General features: G+C 59.3%; 16 protein-coding genes and 1 tRNA gene. 7 read left to right on the top strand and 10 right to left on the bottom strand.

The annotated features are described in order from the left end of the window. Positions 1 to 23: 23 nt before the first annotated feature. From AC5SSZ_RS14405 to AC5SSZ_RS14380, 6 genes are all read right to left on the bottom strand, one after another. A complete protein-coding gene (locus AC5SSZ_RS14405) occupies positions 24 to 953 on the bottom strand; it encodes an electron transfer flavoprotein subunit alpha/FixB family protein (protein WP_495438469.1) in 930 nt (309 codons plus the stop codon). Beyond that, positions 953 to 1,711 (bottom strand): electron transfer flavoprotein subunit beta/FixA family protein, encoded by a 759-nt coding sequence (locus AC5SSZ_RS14400; protein WP_065271505.1) that lies wholly within the window; start codon positions 1,709 to 1,711, stop codon positions 953 to 955. Before AC5SSZ_RS14400 ends, AC5SSZ_RS14405 begins: the two co-directional genes overlap by 1 nt. Positions 1,712 to 1,979: 268 nt before the next feature. Beyond that, a complete protein-coding gene (locus tag AC5SSZ_RS14395) occupies positions 1,980 to 2,552 on the bottom strand; it encodes a cob(I)yrinic acid a,c-diamide adenosyltransferase (protein WP_274834407.1) in 573 nt (190 codons plus the stop codon). Between the two features lie 6 nt (positions 2,553 to 2,558). Then, complete coding sequence (locus tag AC5SSZ_RS14390; RefSeq protein WP_495438467.1) at positions 2,559 to 2,762, bottom strand: twin transmembrane helix small protein; 204 nt, start codon at positions 2,760 to 2,762, stop codon at positions 2,559 to 2,561. Positions 2,763 to 2,833: 71 nt separating this feature from the next. Beyond that, the gene (locus AC5SSZ_RS14385) at positions 2,834 to 3,664 is read right to left on the bottom strand and encodes an SDR family NAD(P)-dependent oxidoreductase (RefSeq protein WP_495438466.1); all 831 of its coding nucleotides are present in this window, start codon (positions 3,662 to 3,664) and stop codon (positions 2,834 to 2,836) included. 45 nt (positions 3,665 to 3,709) lie between these two features. Beyond that, positions 3,710 to 4,498 carry an SH3 domain-containing protein gene (locus AC5SSZ_RS14380; RefSeq protein ID WP_495438465.1) on the bottom strand — a complete coding sequence of 263 codons (789 nt, stop codon included), beginning with the start codon at positions 4,496 to 4,498 and terminating at the stop codon, positions 3,710 to 3,712. Positions 4,499 to 4,778: 280 nt separating this feature from the next. On the opposite strand from AC5SSZ_RS14380, the gene AC5SSZ_RS14375 reads away from it, so the two are divergent. The 3 genes from AC5SSZ_RS14375 to tuf all read left to right on the top strand — a co-directional run bounded on the left by AC5SSZ_RS14375 (position 4,779) and on the right by tuf (position 9,167). Continuing rightward, positions 4,779 to 7,127 carry a DNA topoisomerase IV subunit A gene (locus tag AC5SSZ_RS14375; protein ID WP_495438464.1) on the top strand — a complete coding sequence of 783 codons (2,349 nt, stop codon included), beginning with the start codon at positions 4,779 to 4,781 and terminating at the stop codon, positions 7,125 to 7,127. 139 nt (positions 7,128 to 7,266) lie between these two features. Further along, on the top strand, positions 7,267 to 7,821 hold the full coding sequence (locus AC5SSZ_RS14370) for a hypothetical protein (RefSeq protein WP_495438462.1): 555 nt from the start codon (positions 7,267 to 7,269) through the stop codon (positions 7,819 to 7,821). A 170-nt stretch (positions 7,822 to 7,991) separates the two neighbouring features. After that, positions 7,992 to 9,167 (top strand): elongation factor Tu, encoded by a 1,176-nt coding sequence (gene tuf, locus AC5SSZ_RS14365; RefSeq protein WP_065271478.1) that lies wholly within the window; start codon positions 7,992 to 7,994, stop codon positions 9,165 to 9,167. A gap of 218 nt (positions 9,168 to 9,385) precedes the next feature. On the opposite strand, the gene AC5SSZ_RS14360 is transcribed toward tuf, so the two are convergent. Continuing rightward, a complete protein-coding gene (locus tag AC5SSZ_RS14360; protein ID WP_495438461.1) occupies positions 9,386 to 10,090 on the bottom strand; it encodes a lysophospholipid acyltransferase family protein in 705 nt (234 codons plus the stop codon). Between the two features lie 184 nt (positions 10,091 to 10,274). On the opposite strand from AC5SSZ_RS14360, the gene AC5SSZ_RS14355 reads away from it, so the two are divergent. From AC5SSZ_RS14355 to AC5SSZ_RS14340, 4 genes are all read left to right on the top strand, one after another. After that, positions 10,275 to 10,350 (top strand) — tRNA-Trp (locus AC5SSZ_RS14355). 633 nt (positions 10,351 to 10,983) lie between these two features. Next, a complete protein-coding gene (locus AC5SSZ_RS14350; protein WP_495438460.1) occupies positions 10,984 to 11,112 on the top strand; it encodes a hypothetical protein in 129 nt (42 codons plus the stop codon). 57 nt (positions 11,113 to 11,169) lie between these two features. Next, positions 11,170 to 11,505, top strand: coding sequence for a helix-turn-helix domain-containing protein (locus AC5SSZ_RS14345; RefSeq protein WP_495438459.1), 336 nt, complete (start codon positions 11,170 to 11,172; stop codon positions 11,503 to 11,505). Positions 11,506 to 11,776: 271 nt separating this feature from the next. After that, positions 11,777 to 12,547, top strand: a complete 771-nt coding sequence (locus AC5SSZ_RS14340) for an RNA-dependent RNA polymerase family protein (protein WP_495438458.1) — start codon at positions 11,777 to 11,779, stop codon at positions 12,545 to 12,547. 429 nt (positions 12,548 to 12,976) lie between these two features. Here the strand turns inward: AC5SSZ_RS14340 and AC5SSZ_RS14335 are convergent, their stop codons facing one another. The 3 genes from AC5SSZ_RS14335 to AC5SSZ_RS14325 form a co-directional block, all read right to left on the bottom strand. Further along, entirely contained in the window at positions 12,977 to 15,640 is a 2,664-nt protein-coding gene (locus tag AC5SSZ_RS14335; RefSeq protein ID WP_495438457.1) for a methyl-accepting chemotaxis protein, read from the bottom strand. Between the two features lie 92 nt (positions 15,641 to 15,732). Then, complete coding sequence (locus AC5SSZ_RS14330; protein WP_495438456.1) at positions 15,733 to 16,893, bottom strand: ABC transporter substrate-binding protein; 1,161 nt, start codon at positions 16,891 to 16,893, stop codon at positions 15,733 to 15,735. A gap of 647 nt (positions 16,894 to 17,540) precedes the next feature. After that, positions 17,541 to 17,684: a hypothetical protein gene (locus AC5SSZ_RS14325; protein ID WP_274869234.1), complete on the bottom strand. Its 144-nt coding sequence runs from the start codon at positions 17,682 to 17,684 to the stop codon at positions 17,541 to 17,543. Positions 17,685 to 17,715 lie beyond the last annotated feature (31 nt).

The raw sequence follows: 17,715 nt of genomic DNA, 5'->3' as shown, positions 1-17,715 counted from the left end.
TGTGCCGGGCCGGAGCCAGGGCTCTAGCCCAGTTTTTCGGTGAGTTCGGGGACGGCCTGGAACAGGTCTGCCACGAGGCCATAATCGGCAACCTGGAAGATCGGTGCCTCTTTGTCCTTGTTGATGGCGACGATGATCTTGGAGTCCTTCATGCCCGCCAGGTGCTGGATCGCGCCGGAGATGCCGACCGCGACATAAAGCTCGGGGGCGACGACCTTGCCGGTCTGGCCCACCTGCCAGTCGTTCGGCGCATAGCCGGAATCGACCGCAGCACGCGAGGCACCAACTGCAGCGCCCAGCTTGTCCGCCAGACCTTCGATCAGTTTGAAGTCCTCTTCGGAGCCGACACCGCGACCACCGGAGACAACAACGCCAGCCGAGGTCAGTTCGGGGCGGTCGCTTTCGGCAACCTTGTCTTCGACCCATTCGGACAGGCCGGGGTTCTCGGCTGCGCCGGTGGTTTCAACAGCGGCAGAGCCGCCCTCACCAGCCGCGTCAAAGGTCGAAGTCCGGAAGGAGATGACCTTTTTGGCGTCTTTCGACTTCACGGTCTGGATCGCGTTGCCGGCATAGATCGGACGCTCGAAGGTGTCGGCGTCGACAACCGCGGTCACATCCGAGATCACCATCACGTCCAGCAGCGCCGCGACGCGCGGCAGCACGTTCTTGGCGTCGGTGGTCGCAGGCGCCACGATGTGGCTGTAATCGCCAGCCAGCGACACGATCAGCGCTGCAGTCGGCTCGGCCAGGCGGTGACCCAGCGTGGCGTCCTCGGCGACCAGCACCTTGGCCACGCCGTCGATCTTGGCAGCAGCGTCGCCCGCGGCAGCAGCCGATGCACCTGCACAAAGCACGGTCACATCGCCCAGCGCCTTGGAGGCGGAGACAGCCTTGGCGGTGGCGTCCATCGCCAGTTCGCCATTATTCACTTCAGCAAGGAGAAGAACAGCCATTACACAGCCCCCGCTTCTTTGAGTTTCGCAACCAGTTCGTCAACCGAACCGACCATGATGCCAGCCGAGCGGGCCTGCGGTTCGGTGGTGGAGACGATCTCAAGACGCGGGGAGACGTCGACGCCGTAATCGGCAGCGGTTTTCTCGTCCAGCGGCTTTTTCTTGGCCTTCATGATGTTCGGCAGCGAGGCATAGCGCGGCTCGTTGAGGCGCAGGTCCACGGTGACGATGGCGGGCATCTTGACCGAGATGGTCTGCAGACCGCCGTCCACCTCGCGGGTGACCTTGGCGCTGTCGCCGTCGATGTCGACTTCGGAGGCAAAGGTGCCCTGCGACCAGCCCAGCAGTGCGGACAGCATCTGACCGGTGGCGTTCATGTCGTTGTCGATCGCCTGCTTGCCTGCGAGCACCAGACCGGGCTGCTCTTCCTCGACGACCTTGGCGAGGATCTTGGCCACGGCCAGCGGTTCGATATCGGTGTGCACGTCATCGGCGGCGACAACCAGGATGGCGCGGTCTGCGCCCATGGCCAGTGCGGTGCGCAGGGTTTCCTGTGCCTGTTTTACGCCGATCGAGACCGCAACGACCTCATCCGCCTTACCGGCTTCTTTCAGGCGAATGGCCTCTTCGACGGCGATTTCGTCAAAGGGGTTCATCGACATTTTGACGTTGGCGAGATCGACACCGCTTCCGTCCGCTTTGACGCGGACCTTCACGTTATAGTCAATCACGCGTTTGACAGGCACGAGTACCTTCATTTTGCGTTCTCTCCTTAACAAACGGCCTGCCGTGGGGACGGCGGGCCTCCATGCTCTCGCGCCGTTGATACCGGGTCAGTGGTGCGGGCAACAGTGAAAAATCGTCATGTTAGCGGCCCCGGACGTCGCGTCCGCGTGTTTGGCGCATCATTTTTGCAAGAATGTTTCGCAAGCGCCCCTGCCTGCCGCCACGGCAGATTTCCACCCCGGCGTTGTCGCCGGGGTATGTCTTGGGCCTCTGCGATTCGCAGAGGCGGTGATCCGGGGGTCAGCGGTTGGCGCCCGGAACCCAGAGCACATCCAGATCGCCATTGTCATTAGCGGCGCGGGAGGCGACGAAAAACCAGTCGGACAGGCGGTTGAGATATTTGACCGCTGCCGGATTCACGTCTTCTTCGGTGGCAAGCTCGGTGGCCAGGCGTTCAGCGCGGCGCGCCACAGTGCGGCAGACGTGCAGATGGGCAGCCAGTTTCGACCCGCCTGGCAAAACAAAACTGCGCAGCGGCGCCAGCTCTTTGTTCATCACATCGATCTCGGCTTCGAGCCGGTCGACCTGACTGGGCACCATGCGCAGCGGCGGGTATTCCGATTCGCCGTCCTTATCCATGTCCGGGCGGCAAAGGTCGGCCCCCAGATCGAAAAGGTCGTTCTGGATGCGGGCAAGGGCGGCATCCATTTCACCTGAGGCCTCAAGACGGGCAACGCCGACAAAGGCGTTCAACTCGTCCGAGGTGCCATAGGCGGTGACCCGGGCCGAATGTTTCGCAACCCGGTCACCATTACCCAGAGCCGTATCGCCCTTGTCACCGGTGCGGGTGTAAATCTTGTTCAGAACAACCATGATTTCTTATCCTCCCTGATTGCGCAGGTAGACATAGGCGGCCACCAGTACAACGGCAATGAACTGGAACAGTAGCCGGAGGCGCATCATCTTGTTGCCATACGTGTGGTTGAAGGCGCCGCCTTTACCAAAGCCACCAAGGCCGATCACCAGAACGATCACCACGGCCGCCATGGCCAGGATGGCCAGAATATAGAGCGGATCACCCATTGCTCTTGCTCCTTCGCATTTGCGTTGCCCCGGTCTATCGCCTGCATGGGCGGATGGCGACCGCGAATCCGCTATCTAAGCCGCGCCAGGATGCGGTCAATTGACCGGGTTGGCAAAATCCGGCGCAGGAAGCCGGCGATATGGGTCGGCGTGGTTACGTAATAGCGCGGGCGGGGGCGAGGCGACTCGCAGGCATGGATCAGTTTCGCCGTCACCGCCGAGGCCGGGAGTTCGAACCGGTCGGGGCCTTTGCTTTCGTAAAGCCGTTTCAGCAGGCTCTCCTCATAACGGGCGCGCAGGGGTGAGGCGCGCCAATCCACGTAGCGTTCGAAATGCGGGATAGAGTTTTCGCGAATCTTCGATGTCACCGGGCCGGGTTCGATCAGGATCACATGGATGTTGGTGTCCGTCAGTTCGATCCGGAGCGTATCCGTCAGCCCTTCGATGGCGTATTTGGTTGCCACATAGGCGCCGCGCCACGGGAAGGTCACCAGACCCAGAATGGACGAGTTCTGCACGATGCGCCCATGGCCCTGCGCCCGCATCACCGGCAGCACCTGGCGTGTCAGCTCGTGCCAGCCAAAGAAATTGCTTTCGAAGATGTCACGCAGCGCCTCGGTCGGCAGATCCTCGACTGCGCCGGGCAGCCCGTGCGCGCCGTTGTTGAACAGCACATCAAGGCCCCCGCCGGTTGCGGTCAGCACCTGCTTCAGCCCGTCCGTGATGGTGTCTGGCCGGGTGTAGTCGATCAGCGGGCTGTCAAAGCCTTCACCGCGCATCCGGTCGCAGTCTTGCTGCTGGCGGCAGGAGGCAAAGACCCGCCAGCCACGATCCCGCATGCCGCGCGCCGCATCCAGTCCGATGCCCGAAGAACAGCCCGTAATCAGGATGGTTTTTTGCATATTGCCCCCATTGCATCTGCGCGGGGGATACCCGCGCCAGCGCAGTTATGGGACCTTTTGACTGACCAGTGAAGCGGCGATCCAGCCAAAATGTTCATTGTCCGGGGTGCGCAGATGCAGCCAGCCGGTGCCGCTGTCCCCGATCACGATCACTTCGTCCCCGGCCAGCAGGCGGGTGATGATCGGATAGGCGGTGCCCGGCCCCTGCCGCATATTGACCCGCGCGGCCCGGATGCTGCGTTTGTCCGTTTCGGGGTCTTCCGTCAGCCCAGGGGCAAGCAAAGCCGTGCCTGTCGTCGGGGGGTGGTTGGTGGCGGCCGCCAGTGGCGCCTGAGTTGTGCCTAGACCTTGCAAGCCGAGTTGCATCCCGCCGCCAAGGCCCTCTTCAAGCGAGGCAAGTTGCATTCCTCCGGTGTCCAGCCCGGCGGAGATCACCCGCGCCGCAGAGGTCCGGGATGTAACGGATGGTGTGGTGCCCGGGGGGCTGTCGTGCTCGCCGGGGGAGGTGGCGCTGGACGTGGCTGTGCCATCCTTGGCAGCGGCGGTCTCGGTCTCTTGGGCGCCCAGATTGGGGGATAGGCCCTGCTGGCCAGCGGCACGTGCCTGCGCCAGGGCCTTGTGTCGCTGATCAAGAGAGGTCCGGGTCACCAGAGAGCTTGCGGTGACGGTTATCTCATTGCGGGGTGTTGCGAGTTTGGCCGGGCTGTCTGTGGGGTCCGTGGCCGCGCTCTTTTCCACCACAGGCCGTTGCGGCGGCGTAAAATCCGCCCCGCCGCTGAGCTCATAGAACCCCCAGCCAAGGAAGGCAAAAGACGCCAGAACAAAGCGCGACATGGCGTGGTCCCCCGGAAAATAGCAATATTTAACGACAGCCCGAGGCAGATGTCCCTGCGGCATCGTTCGTGGGCGGTGGCGGCCGAATCCTGCTGTTCGACCCTGTGGCACTGACGCCAGGACATTAGGCTGCGCGGGTTTAAGCCTAGGTGAAAAAGGATCGTAAACACAGGGGAGAGTCCGATTTCTTCTCCCCCAAGTGGTACCAAGGGGGGAATCCGGGCCGGGGGAGGACAACGCGCCGCTTTACCGCGGCACATGGGGGCAGTATTACCACGGAATGAGTGACTTGGTAGAAGACCCCGACCTCCCCTCCGCGCCGCAGAACGGCGAAGTGCTGGAACCGCTGCGCCGCGCTATTGGCGAGCGTTACCTGACCTATGCGCTGAGCACGATCATGCACCGGGCGCTGCCCGATGCGCGTGACGGGCTGAAGCCGGTGCATCGGCGCATTCTTTATGCGATGAACCGGTTGCGGCTGAATTCGACCGGGGGCTTTCTGAAATCGGCGAAGATTTCCGGCGATACCATGGGGGATTTCCACCCCCACGGCGACGCGGCGATCTATGATGCGATGGCGCGTCTGGCGCAGGATTTCAACGTTCGCTACCCGCTTGTCGACGGTCAGGGCAACTTCGGAAATATCGATGGCGATAACCCGGCGGCCTCGCGCTACACCGAGGCGCGCATGACCTTTGTCGCCGAGGCTATGCTGGACGGTCTGAACGAGGATGCCGTCGATTTTCGCGACAACTACGATGGCCGCCTGACCGAACCGGCGGTTTTGCCGGCAACTTTCCCGAACATTCTGGCCAATGGCGCCAGCGGCATTGCCGTGGGCATGGCGACCAATATCCCGCCGCATAACATTGCCGAGCTGATCGACGCCTGTATCCACCTGATCAAGGCGCCGGGCGCCGATGATGATACGCTGCTGAAATATGTGCCGGGGCCGGATTTCCCGACCGGCGGCGTGATCGTCGAGCCACAGGAAAACATCGCTAAGGCCTATCGCACCGGGCGTGGCTCCTTCCGGCTGCGCGCCACCCACGAGGTCGAGGACCTTGGCCGGGGGCAGTGGCAGATCGTGGTCACGGAAATCCCCTATCAGGTTCAGAAATCCAAGCTGATCGAAAAGATCGCCGAGCTGATCCAGACCAAGAAGGTGCCGATTCTCGGCGATGTGCGCGATGAGAGTGCCGATGACATTCGCATCGTGCTGGAGCCGCGCTCCAAGAACGTCGACCCCGATGTGCTGATGGGCATGCTTTATCGTAACTCCGATCTGGAGCTGCGCTTTTCGCTAAACATGAACGTGCTGATCGACGGGGTCACGCCCAAGGTCTGCTCGATGAAGGAGGTGCTACGCGCCTTCCTTGATCACCGCCGCGACGTGCTGCAGCGCCGCTCGCGCCACCGGATGGCCAAGATCGACCACCGGCTGGAGGTTCTGGACGGCTTCATCATCGCCTTCCTCAACCTCGATCGGGTGATCGACATCATCCGGTATGATGAAGACCCCAAGGCCGCCCTGATGCGCGAGGATTGGTCCAAGGATCACCCCCGCGCCTATGACGAGGCGGATTACGTAACACCCGGCGACGGCGCCGGAGAGCTGTCCGAGGTTCAGGCCGAAGCGATTCTCAACATGCGGCTGCGCTCTCTGCGCAAACTGGAAGAGATCGAGCTGACCCGGGAACGCGATGCCCTGCGCGAGGAACGCGCCGGGCTGGTGGAACTCCTGGGGTCGGAAGAGCTGCAATGGACCCGGATCACCGAACAGCTGCGGGAAACCAAAAAGCAGTTCGGCAAGAACTACGAAGGCGGCGCGCGACGCACCCGGTTTGCCGAGGCGGGCGAAGTCGAAGAAGTGCCGCTGGAGGCGATGATCGACCGCGAACCGATCACCGTTGTCTGTTCGCAGATGGGCTGGATCCGGGCCATGACCGGCCATATCGACCTGAACCGTGAATTGAAGTTCAAGGACGGCGACGGGCCACGTTTTATCTTCCATGCGGAAACCACCGACCGGCTTTTGGTCTTTGGCAGCAACGGACGGTTCTATACGGTCAGCGCTGCGACCCTGCCCGGTGGTCGTGGCATGGGGGAACCGGTGCGCCTGATGGTGGACCTCCCCAACGAGGTCGAGATCGTCGATATCCTGATCCACAACCCCGAAGGACGGCTGCTGGTCGCCTCTTCTGCGGGCAACGGGTTCATCTGCGCCGAAAAGGACATCGTGGCGCAGACGCGTGGCGGCAAGCAGGTGCTGAACGTCAAGGAGGACGAACAGGCGCGAATCTGTGTGCCGGTGACTGGCGATCACGTGGCTGTGGTTTCGGAAAACGGCAAGTTCCTGGTCTTCTCGGTCGAGGAAATGCCGGAGCTGTCCCGTGGCAAGGGCGTGCGTCTGCAAAAGTACAATATGGCGCGTGGCAAGCAGGGCTCGCTGGAGTTGGATGGTGGCCTTAGCGATGTCACCACCTTCAACTGGGATGATGGCCTGACCTGGGAAATGGGCGGCGGCAAGACCCGCCATGAAACGGACCTGAGCCAATGGCTGGGTAAACGCGCCGGTGTCGGCAAGCGTCCGCCCTATGGCTTCCCACGGAATTATAAATTCAAGTGATGGTGCGGGGCGCGGAAAATCTGTGCCCCCTTTGCCACCTGCCGTCGGTGTTGCTGACGCGCGTCTTTACCGGCGCGCGCGGCTCTGCCTATCTGTGCGCGACCGGCCTCATACACCAGATTCATACAAGGGAAATGGAATGACCCGACTTCTTGCCTTTCTGGGCCTTTTTGCGCTGCTTTCGGCCTGCACTGAAACGCTGCTGGACGAACCACCCGAGGACCTGGGTGCCTTCCGGGTGCGGGTTGCCCATGTTTATACTGAAAAAGCGCTGAAATGGCCGATGTCCCGCGCTGCGGAGCAATCGGAGTGGATCGAGCCGATGAAAACAGCGCTGGAAGCCCGCCTGCGCCGCTATGACGGGCCGCAGGAGTACGACGTTGCCGTGACCCTTGAGGGCTTCATGCTGGCGCCGCCGGGTGTGCCGGTTCTGTTCAATCCCAAAAGCGTCGCGGTTGTGAATGTCTTTGTCTACGACGTGGAAAAGGAAGAGTTCCTTGCCGACAAGCATCAGATGGAGATCTTCGAGGACACCACAGGCGAAAGCGCGATTGTCGGTTCGGGCCACAGCCGGACCAAGGAAGAACAGATCGCCGGATTGTCGCTGAATATCGCCGATGCGGTGGAAGAATGGATGGCCGAACAGCACAAGGAAAACGGCTGGTTTGATCTGCGGGCCGAGGTCGCCGAGTAGGGCATTGCCCCGCTCCGGGGTGCGAAACCACATCAATCCGGACGAAGTTTGCCAAATCCACGACTGTCAAGCAGGAACGGGTTGATTTTTGCGCGTAAACCAAATAATCGGCGCGCGCAGAGGAAACCGGGTCGCATAGGGACCCCACATTTCAAAAGGGCGCCAAGAGAATGGCTAAGGAAAAGTTTGAGCGTAATAAACCGCACGTCAACATCGGCACCGTTGGCCACGTTGACCACGGCAAAACCACGCTGACCGCAGCGATCACCAAATACTTCGGTGACTTCAAAGCCTACGACCAGATCGACGGCGCACCGGAAGAAAAAGCCCGCGGCATCACCATCTCGACCGCCCACGTGGAATACGAGACCGAGAACCGCCACTACGCCCACGTCGACTGCCCCGGCCACGCTGACTATGTGAAGAACATGATCACCGGTGCGGCGCAGATGGACGGCGCGATCCTGGTTGTGAACGCAGCTGACGGCCCGATGCCGCAGACCCGCGAGCACATCCTGCTGGCGCGTCAGGTTGGCGTTCCGGCGCTGGTCGTGTTCATGAACAAGGTTGACCAGGTCGACGACGAAGAGCTGCTCGAGCTCGTCGAGATGGAAATCCGCGAACTGCTGTCGTCCTACGATTTCCCGGGCGACGATATCCCGATCATCGCAGGTTCCGCTCTGGCGGCGATGGAAGGCCGTGACCCGGAAATCGGCGAAAACAAAATCAAGGAACTGATGGCGGCTGTGGATGAGTACATCCCGACCCCCGAGCGTGCCGTTGACCTGCCGTTCCTGATGCCGATCGAAGACGTGTTCTCGATCTCCGGTCGTGGTACCGTTGTGACCGGCCGTGTTGAGCGTGGCGTGATCAACGTTGGCGACGAAATCGAAATCGTCGGCATCCACGACACCAAGAAAACCACCTGCACCGGTGTTGAAATGTTCCGCAAGCTGCTGGACCGCGGCGAAGCCGGCGACAACATCGGCGCGCTGCTGCGCGGCGTTGACCGTGACGGCGTTGAGCGTGGTCAGGTTCTGTGTAAGCCGGGTTCCGTGACCCCGCACACCAAATTCGAGGCAGAAGCATATATTCTGACCAAAGAAGAAGGTGGCCGTCACACCCCGTTCTTTGCGAACTACCGTCCGCAGTTCTACTTCCGGACCACCGACGTGACCGGCACCGTGACCCTGCCGGAAGGCACCGAGATGGTGATGCCGGGCGACAACCTGAAGTTCGAAGTTGAACTGATCGCCCCGATCGCGATGGAAGACGGTCTGCGTTTCGCCATCCGCGAAGGCGGCCGCACCGTCGGCGCTGGCGTCGTTTCCAAAATCATCGAGTAATTCGCACTCGCGAATGATCAAACGGAAAGGGCGCCCCAGTGGCGCCCTTTTTGTTTGAACGCGATGATCCCGAGACGCACCAAAAAGACTGTGTCGAAGATCATCGAGCAACCAGGTCTCCTGATTGCGGATGGAAAGGGCCTCCTTCGGGAGGCCCTTTTCTATGTGCACAAAGCTGAGCAGGGCCGGGGCCGCTTTGCCAATGGAGCCGTTTGGCCTCAGGCGGACTTGATCGGGTCAGGCGCGCGCCCGGCGGCCTGGTCCGCCTTGTCGGTGATCTGGTCCAGAGCCTGCTCAAGGCTTTGCCTCAGGGCCTCTGCTTCGTCGTCTGTGGGTTTTTTAGGAACGGTTTCCTGCCATTCCTGACAGATCAGCACACCGCGGGAAAACGGTAGCGGCAGCATCTGCTTGTCCCAGGTGGGCAGCTTCAGGACCTTCTTTTCCGCAAAGGCCACGGTGAAGACACGGCAGCCGGTCATGCGGGCCCAGGTGATCGGCACGCCCGAGGAAATCCTGGCAGGACCGCGCGGCCCGTCGGCGGCGATCCCGATGGAACAGCCTTCCTTGGTGCGGCGCAGCACCTCCCGCGACAGGGCAACGTGGCGCTTGTGGCTGGACATCGGGATTGTCTCGAAACCAAGCCGAACCAGGATTTGCCCGGCCAGCCGCCCGGCCCGCGCCGCCGAGGTCAGGGCGCAGATGCGCCCCAGAGAGGTATCGAACAGGTAGGGCGCCATGATCAGCCGCTGATGCCACAGGACAAATATGACCGGCTCTCCGCGTTTGACGCAGGCGTCCATCTCCTCGAAGCCGCTGCGTTGCCAGCGCGAGGCGCGATAAGCGAATCGGACGTAGGCGGCGAACAGCCCCTCAATGGTGCGGTTGAAGCGCGGGCTGTCTGCGATGCGTTTTCTCAGGCTCACGGCAGGGTCCTTTTGGCTCTTTCATAAAGCAGCGGATGGCCCGCTGCCACCCCACAGGGCATGACAAGGCCTGTATGCGGGCGTGACAGCAAAGGGAGAGGAAGAGGAGAGGGACTTTCCCCGCATTTCCGGCCATTTCCCTCTTGCCTCCTGCGCGGTGGTGGCTTAGGAACTGCCGCACCGTAGGGGTATAGCTCAGTTGGTAGAGCGACGGTCTCCAAAACCGTAGGTCGCGGGTTCGAACCCTGCTGCCCCTGCCATTGAAATCAAACAGTTTTTCCGATTTCTCGCCTGCTTCAGGCGGGTCAGTTGGGTATTTTGATCCTCAAATTTACGCGGTTGGGGAATCGGTTGGGAAAAAATTAGTTCTATTTCAGTGCATTGAGTGTGTGATTTACAGTTCTCAGTTTTGCCAACTGCGCGTCTAATCTGCATCACCCAAGAATGTTGATTTCTTTGTGGATGTTGTGAAGGTAAAGCTGACGGCCGCCCAGTGGACTAGTGATATGCTCCGTACCGGTGGTCGAACTCGTATACATGTAGCCGAGGGGTGCCAGAGCTGGATGCCCATAGTTGCTTCCAGTTAGCAGGCGCGTTGTCGGCGCACGCGTAGAATAGTTTATCGCTATTGGTGATATTGTACTTGAAAGGCGGATTTGACTTCCCTACATTGTGAGGTGTTATGAACCTTGCATACGCAGAACCCGACAAGACCTGGGGCCAGAGGCCCTGTGAAGGCTTAGCGCCTTCGTCAAACACCTGCGTCTCGGGGAGGGGAGTGGCCATGCGCCGCACCCATCCGGGGTTGGGTGCGGCATGTAAGGGGTCAAACGCCGCTGATCACAATCCTCTTTCCTACGGGGGCCAATTCCGGCCGGAAACGAGGAGCAGTAATGATGTGCAAGAAAGATGTTCAGAACCAGCGGCGGCATCGCAAGAAACCTTCGAAGTGGCGGTACCTGTTTTCCGTCATCGTCATCCTGTTCCGTCTCTGGAACTTGATCACGGAGTTCTGGGAGTAAATCTCGGTCTCTTTGCGGGCAGCGGCGGTGACCCCTTCACAGCCCTTGGGTGTACCTATGGCAACTTCTAAAAAGCCGATGATAAACGAAGCGCTGATGCTTGCGCGGCTGTACTGGGGTTTCTCCCAGACGGAGCTTGCTGAAGCGCTAGGGATGTCACAGGCAATGGTTTCAGAGATTGAGCGGGGAACGAAATCCGTTACTCTAGATACCTTGGATAAGTACAGCGCAGTCCTCGGGGTCAGGAAATCACAATTATTGTTCTTTGCGGAGGAAATCGAAGGTGATGCTCCTGTCCGCAAAGGGCGCCTTATCGTCGCTAAAAAGGCACTAAATTTGCTCGAAAAGCTAAAGCCTGCGGAGCCTCACGGTGCGGAAACATCGAACTCGTAGGGGGCAGGAGCGTTATGAGCTAAACCGCTCTCCGTTTGCACAAAGCCCAACTCAGCGGGACGTGGCTGACCTCGTCCGTGAACGACGAGACGATCTAGAGCGATTAGGAACACCTCGGTTCAAAGAGCATTTCTTGGTCCGACGGACCGTCACCTCTAGTGGGAAAGAACGGAAGCTAGTCTACCCAGTGGGGCGCCTGCGGGCAGTTCATGAGCGATTGAGGTTCCACTTCTCGAAAATTATTCAAAACAGTTACTTGATGAGTCCGAGAATGGGCCGGGCACAGCGTGACAATGCGGCAGCTCACCTTTCTGCCGTGCAGTATCTCACGTTGGACCTAAAGCAATTTTACCCTTCAACTTCTCGAAGCATGATCCGCAAGTCACTTGTCGACCAGTTTGGGATGCAGCCCGATGTTGCAGGGCTGATTGCGCACGTCAGCACGGCTGATGACAAAGCTTGTTTTGGTTCGCCGCTCACGCCAGTCCTTGCTTCACTGGTTCATCGGCCTATGTTCGATGCGATTGCTGACCTATGCATTGCTCATGACCTGAGTTTTACTGTTTGGGTGGACGATCTGACAATTTCAGGCCGTAAGATTTCAGGCGGATTTGTGAAGAAAGTCCGTGAGATTGTGTCTTCGTTCGGTCTTAAGTCTCACAAACTCAAACTTAGAACCGGAAACCGGCCTGTCTTCATAACCGGGGTCGGAATCGTTGGGGCAAACCTGACGGTGCATCGGAAGCTTGAGTTGAAGTCAAAAGCTCTTTGGGCGGAACTCAAAAGTGCCGCAACCTTGGACGAGCTCGATGTCGCTTCGACGCGGCTATTAGCGCATCTTGGAGGGATTCGGCATGTCGTCGGCAAGAAATCTAAACGCGGGCAAAAGATCGCAAGCGAAATGAATTCTATTCGCCAGAAGCGGGATAAGGCTATTCGCCTCAACAGTGATAGGCTTGCCTCACTTAGTGCCAAGCAGCGCTACCTAACACCTGCGGAAAAGGAAGAAAGGAAGGCTGAGATTGATGCGCTTCCCATCTGATTGCCATTTAGTTGAACGTAACTTCTTAAAAGGAAGTCTCAGGCGCATCCACAAGGGCATGATGGAACAATGAAACGGTAACGAAACGGTTGGATTTCGTCACCTAAGCCCTTGATTAATATTGGGTGGAAACCACACTGGTTTGAAAAAAATCTGTTTATTTACAATGCTCTAATCTGGACTCCAAAACCGTAGGTCGCGGGTTCGAACCCTGCTGCCCCTGCCATTCAAATCTCTCACAAAATTCTGGGCATGACGAAGAGTGGGCGCTTGGTCGCTCGTTTAAGAATTTTGCTCTTAGAGGCGTTTCCCATTGGTGTGGTTTCAGCCACCTACGCTTCTCCCCTCGGTTCTTACTCATAAGGGATTTCTTCTCGCGAAATGGAAACAGCCCCGGAGGGATCCGGGGCTGCTCGGGAGAAGCGTGTCTCAGGCGGACTGGGCCATGGGCCATTCGTCTGGAGGAACCTCTCGGAGTTCCAGGATATCACCGGCCACATGCGCTGAAGAAGACACCGTGAACCCACCCATCAGCGTTGCCAGTTTTTCGGCGTCGCTGCTGAGCAAGTGGCCCGCTGCGTTGGTTTGTTCGACCATGGCCGCGTTCTGCTGGGTGACCTGATCCAGTTGGGACACCGCGATGTTGGCTTCGGACAGTCCGGTCGCCTGTTCGCTGGTGCCGTCCGCAATATTGCCAACGAGGCTGGAGATATACGAGACCCGGTCGACAATGCTCCTGAGAGCTTGCCCGGCCTGGTCAACCAGTTTGACCCCAAGCCCGACCTGTTCGGTGCTTTTGGTAATCAAAACCTTGATCTCATGGGCCGCATCGGCGGTCCGCTGGGACAGGCTGCGAACCTCAGATGCAACCACCGCGAAGCCCTTGCCGGCATCACCCGCGCGTGCAGCTTCGACCCCCGCGTTCAGCGCCAGCAGGTTGGTTTGGAAGGCGATATCGTCGATCACGCCGATGATCTGGGCAATCTGGTCAGAGCTATCCGCGATATCTTTCATCGCCTTGACTGTGTTTTCCACCACTTCACCGCTATCGGTTGCCTCTCTCCGGGCATCCTGCGTTGTCGTGGCTGCATCCCGTGCGCCATCGGCGGCAGAGCGGACGCTGGCCGTCAATTCCTCAAGCGCGGCTGCGGTTTCTTCCAGAGTTGCAGCCTGGCTTTCGGTACGGTGCGAGAGATCGTCCGAGGCCTGGCTGATTTCGCTGGACCCATTGCGGATCGATTCCGCTACGGCGACCACATCCACCACCGTTAGGTTGAGCGTCTCGGCGGTTCTGTTGAAATCTTCCTTAAGCTGGGCATACCCATCGGTCAGTTCCTCTTCGATCCGATAGGTCAGATCACCACGCGACAGATTCGCAAGCCCGGTGCCCACCGCGTTCACGGCTGCAGTCTGTTGGGCCTGGTTCGCCGCGCGCTCTTCCGCTGCAACGCGTTCGATTTCCTCTTTTTCGACCAATCCATCCCGGAACACTTTCAGCGCCCCGGCGATGCGGGCGATTTCGTCGCTGGCGCGGTCGAAACCCGTAACCGGGCTCATATCGCCCTGCGACAGCCGTTCGGTTGTCAGGCTGATCCGGTTGAGCGGGCGCACAATCAGCAGGTGATTGAGTACCAGCACGCAGGACACGAAGGCCGCGCCCATCCAGGCGAGAGTCACCAGGTTGCTTTTTACCTCAGTCGAATCCTCGGCGATATTGACCGCCCGATCCGTGATCGCGTCTTGGCTGGCGCGGCCCCTCAGCGAGGCGAGACCGGCAATTTTCAGCACCGCCTTGGCGGTGTCATCCGCGGCATGAACCGCAGTGCCATCGGCAAGCAGTGACTGAATGCGGAAATGGGCGAGGCCAGTGTCGGGCGCTGCCATCGCGGCAAGACCGTCCAGCCCAGCAGCAAGGATGCCGTCGCCGAAGTCCCGGTATCCGGCCAGAGCCGTGGCGGCTCCGGACAGCGCCTTCTGGCTGGCCTTCGCCTGCTCGACGGTGGCAGAGGTCGCGATCTTCAGGGCTTCGATCTGGAAGGCGCCCAGTTTGGCGTTGATTTCCAGCAGCGTGTTCATGAAGGCGACTTCGTTGTCCAGAAGGCTCTGGATGGTGTCGCGGTTGTTGGTGCTGGCATCTTCGGCGGCGATGGTCAGCTCAAAGACCATGTCATCCACAGCAGAGGCTAGGGCGACGTCAGCGGACTGGCGCGCTTCTAGCACTGCGTCGCGTTCGACCTGCCGAAAGGTGCCTGCGGCAGCGATTGCTGTGTTCAGCGTACTCAGGACGCTATCGAGCTCTTCCACGACGGAGAGGCCATTTTCCGATCCCTTGAGAACCTCTATCGATCCGGTGAGCCGGTCGTTCGAGGACACCGCGATATCCCGGATGATCGACACCATGGCGCTGTCCCGGGTCGTGGTTAGGGCCAGGGCTGCGCCGGACATCAGGTTGATTTCGGCACGAATTTCCAACAGGGACTGAAGCGTGGCAAACTTGTTCTCGACCAGATCGAACATGGTCTCTTCGATCGAGGAGATCGTGTCTTCGCCATTGATCGAGATATCGAAATAGGCATTGTCTGCCGTCTCAAGCAAAACCACCTGCAGCTCGGCGGCGATGTTTTGCAATTCCTTGGTCATAGTGGCAAAGCGTTCGGAGTATTCAAAAACATTCTCGCGGGCCTCGATGGAAGTCAGCAGGGTGCCTTCGACCTGGCTGCGGGCGGCCTCGAATTCTTCCTGAGCCTCGGGCGGCAGGGCTGCGATCGAGGTCTGCAGACCGGTCAGAGATGTCTCGACCTCGGAGGCCGCCGACGAGAGGGCGGCGATGTTTTGCGCGATCATCACACCGACCATGGCGTCTTTGGTTTTGGACGCGGCCGCAATCAGCCCGTTGCTTTGCGCCAGCGTCGGCAAATCGTCGGAGGTCATTTCCGCGACGCTGGCCGAAACACGGTCGAACGACTGATAGATAAGATATCCTGCGCCCCCGGTCACGACTGTGAAGGTCAGCAGGATGAACGTGATTTTGCCCCGAATACTCGACAGCACGTTCAGACGGCGTAAGAGGGTGGATCCCAGTTCCCGGATCATGATGACACCTTTGCGATGAAACTTTGGTCTGCGCCTGCCCGCGTATCGGGCAGGCGCCTATCTTGCGCGGTCAGAGGTCGCGCGTTTGGAGATCAGGATCCGCCACCCAGCACGACAGGGGCAAAACCACCATCTGCGGTGATCCGGGTCAGAAAGACGTCATCCATGCCTTGGTTGTCGTCGGCGCCAAAGACCATCTTGGCGCCGCCAAGATCCACCGTGGACAGGCCAGACAGCGCCGCCAGGAAGCTTTCGCGGGTCAGGTCCTTGCCCGCATCCTCCAGCGCCTTGATGGCGAGACGACCGACGATGTAACCTTCGAGCGATACGAAGCCCGGTTTGGCTGCGGCGTCATAGGCTTTCAAGGCTTCGGTGTATTGTGCCACGACCGGAATGGAGCTGTCCCACGGGAAGGGGACGACTTGGCTGATGATGACGCCTTCGCCTTCATCGCCCAGCTCCTGTGCCAGGGCTTCGGATCCCACAAAGGAGATGTTCACGAAGGTCGCGTCGAGCTTCAGTTTGCGCGAGAGCTTGATGAATTCCGCCACGGGTTTGTAAGCGCCAACCATGACGACCGCGTCCGGCTTTGCCTTGCGGATGGTAAGCAGGGCCTTTTTGACGGCGGTGGTGTTGCGCGTATAGGTGCCTTCCGCAGCAATCGTCATGCCACGCTTTTCAAGGGCGGCGGTCACGCCCGCGAGGCCAACCCGGCCAAAGCCATCGTCCTGATAGAGCAGTGCGATGGATTTCATTCCCTGCTGGTCGACGAGGTATTCAATCCATGCTTCGGTTTCGGTGGCATAGGTCGCGCGCACGTTGAAGATGTTGCCGTGGCTTGCATCGCGCAGGAAGCCGGCGCCGGTGAAAGGACCAATAAATGGTACATTTGCCGCGGTCGCGATCGGTTGGGTCGCAGAAGCCGTCGGGGTGCCGACAGCGCCGATCAACCCGATGTGGTCGTTTGCATCCACCACCGATTTGACCAGCGCCGCGGAGCGATCAGGTTCATAGCCGTCATCCATACTGTCCAGTGTCAGGGTCCGGCCATGCACGCCTCCTGCGGCGTTTGCCTCTTCGAACGCAGCGCTAATCCCCAGGCGCATACCTTGGCCAAGAGCGGCCGCCGGACCTTCAAAGGCCGCGACTTGGGCAAAGGAGACATTGTTCGCGGTTACCCCCTGATCTGCCTGCGCAATAAATGGCAAGGCTGCAAAAGTGGCGGCTGCAAACATTGTTTTTCTGAGTGACATTTGGGAACTCCGTTATTTCTGGTGAGGGTTCTCGATAATTAATGCGCTAGGGACTCTTAATGCTTTCGGAAAGGGTTGAAGATTGAGGCGAGAAAATTATATTACAACTTTAATCATCTTTGAGGCGGGCGTTCGCGCAGATATCCCGTTTGAAGTGTGCTGCGAGCGTTTTTTAAGGCACTGAATTTAAGGGAAAAAAGTCTACTGGGGTTCTTTGGCGTCGTGGGGCGAACTAGTGTTTGTTTCCCAGTAGATCAGAGCGCGATTGATTTTGGGCTCACCGTATTCGATCGCCTGCCTGATCTATTCGGCAAAGCCTTCTGTTCGTGTAAAGCAAAAAGGTGTTTCGCGGCGAGCAGGTAACTTTCCACTTTTATTGAGGTCTTTGAGTACACCTACTGGCCGTTTCTAAATCTTTTCCGAACCAAGCGGGGGCAAATAGGGCAGGCTTAATAACGTGAATTCACAATTTCGTGTAATGTTTTTTTGAAGGCCGATTCCTACATACAGATTTTGGATTACGTTTTTGAGAGCCCCTACATCGCGAGGCGAAACATCGGGGGCTTTCGATAGGTTTCAGCACAAAAGAGATCCTGTACGGGGCTGAGGTCACGGGGAGACAGAATCAGTTGCTTCCCTGCATGACCTTATCCCGGCGGGCTGAGGCTATTGGTCAGATAGGCTGATGCAATCAGAATGAGGAGGATCACAAAAGCCTCTACGATGCTTGAGCGGGTCAGATGGTGCACCGCGTTGCGATCGCCGCGCTGCATGGCCGGAATGAAATGCAATTTGTTTGCTGCTGCGGGGGGCCGAACGACC

This window comes from Phaeobacter sp. CC-HEC084, assembly GCF_059429255.1.
The sequence above is the reverse complement of the archived record's forward strand: the minus strand, read 5'-3'. Positions and strand labels throughout refer to the sequence as shown.